The organism is Mesorhizobium sp. M2A.F.Ca.ET.039.01.1.1, assembly GCF_003998035.1.
GTDB lineage: Bacteria > Pseudomonadota > Alphaproteobacteria > Rhizobiales > Rhizobiaceae > Mesorhizobium.
Map to the genome: position 1 here is coordinate 1 of NZ_RZRY01001003.1, position 1,803 is coordinate 1,803.

At 66.2% G+C, this 1,803-nt stretch carries 3 protein-coding genes; all 3 read right to left on the reverse strand.

What is annotated here, in order from left to right; genetic code table 11:
- Positions 1 to 732, reverse strand: a 732-nt coding sequence (locus tag EOA24_RS36615) for an NAD(P)-dependent oxidoreductase (protein ID WP_245501947.1), incomplete at its 3' end; no start/stop codon positions are given.
- Positions 704 to 1,612, reverse strand: a complete 909-nt coding sequence (locus EOA24_RS36620) for a dihydrodipicolinate synthase family protein (protein WP_126082266.1) — start codon at positions 1,610 to 1,612, stop codon at positions 704 to 706. The genes EOA24_RS36615 and EOA24_RS36620, both read right to left, overlap by 29 nt.
- Before the next feature lie 9 nt (positions 1,613 to 1,621).
- Positions 1,622 to 1,803: hypothetical protein (locus EOA24_RS42115; protein WP_210213643.1), on the reverse strand; the 182-nt coding region annotated here is incomplete at its 5' end.

Below are 1,803 nucleotides of genomic sequence, written 5' to 3' on the forward strand. Positions count from 1 at the left end.
GTCGATGAGCACGGCGGACGGCTTCATCGCGGCGAAGGCGGCCTCGCCAAACAGACCGCGCGTGGTCGGCAGCAGAGGCACGCAGCAGACGATGAAATCGGCGCGGCCGATCAGTGCCAGCAGCGCGTCGGGACCATGAACCTCGTCGAGCGAGGGCATTGGTTTCGGCCGTGCGCGGACGCCCAGCGTGCGCATGCCCATCGCCTGGGCGCGGCGCGCGACGGCCTCGCCGGTCTTGCCGAGGCCGATGATGAGGAGGGTCTTGCCCTCGATCGGCTCGACGCGGCCGCCGCCCCATTGGCGGGCCTGCTGCCGGCGTTCGAAACCGCGCAGGTCGAGGGAGAAGGAGAGCATCGCGCCCAACGCATATTCGGCCAGCATGCCTGCGGCGACGCCGGCCGAATTCGTGACCATAACATGCGCCGGATCCCAGCGCCCGAGATGATCGGTGCCGGAGCCGCCGATCGACACCCATTTCACCGTCGGGCTCTCGGTCAGCGCCTGGCGCGGATAGCGCGGCGTGCCGTCGAAACGGATCGAATAGACCACCTCGGCGCTGATCTGTTCGATCAGGGCTGGGAGGCCGGCATAGGTATCGCAGGCATGGACTTCGAGGTCCGGATGCGTCTCGGCGAGCACGGCAAGCGCACCCGCCAGCTTGTCGGTGTGCAGGATGATTGTTGGGCGCGCCGACATCGCGACCTCAATTGCCGCCGATATGGTCGGCAGCACTGCCGAGCTCGACAAGCAAAGCCCTGCCGTTTTCCAACGTCGCATTCTCATGCGGCGCGCGCAGGTTTAGCCAGCGCCGGTCGCCGGACTTGACCGCAAGCACCGCCTTCATCGCCGGGATCAGCCCGGCGTCCTGGATCACCTTTCGGAACGCCTTGACGGCTGCATCCGCCTCCATGACGTCTTCGCCCTTCCTTGCCGCATCGTAGAGGCGGCGGATGGCGGCGGCGTTCAGATTGACCGTGGCCGAGATGCAGCCGGCCGCGCCGCTGGCAAGACCCTTGGTGAGTTGCGCCTCCGAGCTTGGGAACACGGAGATATCGGGCGCGGCGGCGATGACGGCGGCGGTGTTGTTCCAGTCGCCGGCGCTATCCTTGTAGGCGACGACCGTGTCCGGAAAGGCCTTGCTCAGTCTGGCTGTCAGCGCCGGGCTGACCGGCACGCCGGAATTTTGCGGGATATGGTAGAGGATCACCCGCATCGAAGGTTTTGCCACCTTTTCGATCAGCTCGCTGTAATAGCGCGCCTGACCATTGTCGCCTGCGCCGGTGTAGAAGAAGGACGGCAGCACCATGACCGCGGCGCAGCCGAGGCCGACGGCATGCGCCGACAATTCGACTGTTTCGGGAAGCGCGGTCACACCAGTGCCGGGCATCAGCCGGTCGGGCGCGATACCAGCCTCGAGCAGCCATTCCAGCGCTTGCATGCGTTCGCGCAGCGAAACCGAGAGCGCTTCGCCGGTAGTGCCGAAGGGCGAGAGGAAATGCGCGCCCCGGCCGAGCACCCATTTGGCGTGGGAGATCCAGAGATCGCGCGCGATGCGGCCGTCGTCTTCGAACGGCGTCAGGATGGGGGCGATGGTTCCTTGCGGGCGGGTCATGACTATCCTCTATGCTGTGTGGCCGGCCACCGCCGCAACGGCGCGGGCGAAGTAGGCCGAAGCCGTGATGTCGAAGAGTATGTCGAAACCTGCCGGCGAACGGAACGTCACGGCCTCGATATGGCCGACGCGGGTCTGGGCGATATCATCGGCGCCGAATTTTTGCGATCTCAGGTCCAGCGCGCAAAGAC

Coding starts and splice junctions, on each gene's coding strand:
- EOA24_RS36620 (WP_126082266.1), bottom strand. CDS start 1,612: ATGACCCGCCCGCAAGGAACCATCGCCCCCATCCTGACGCCGTTCGAA.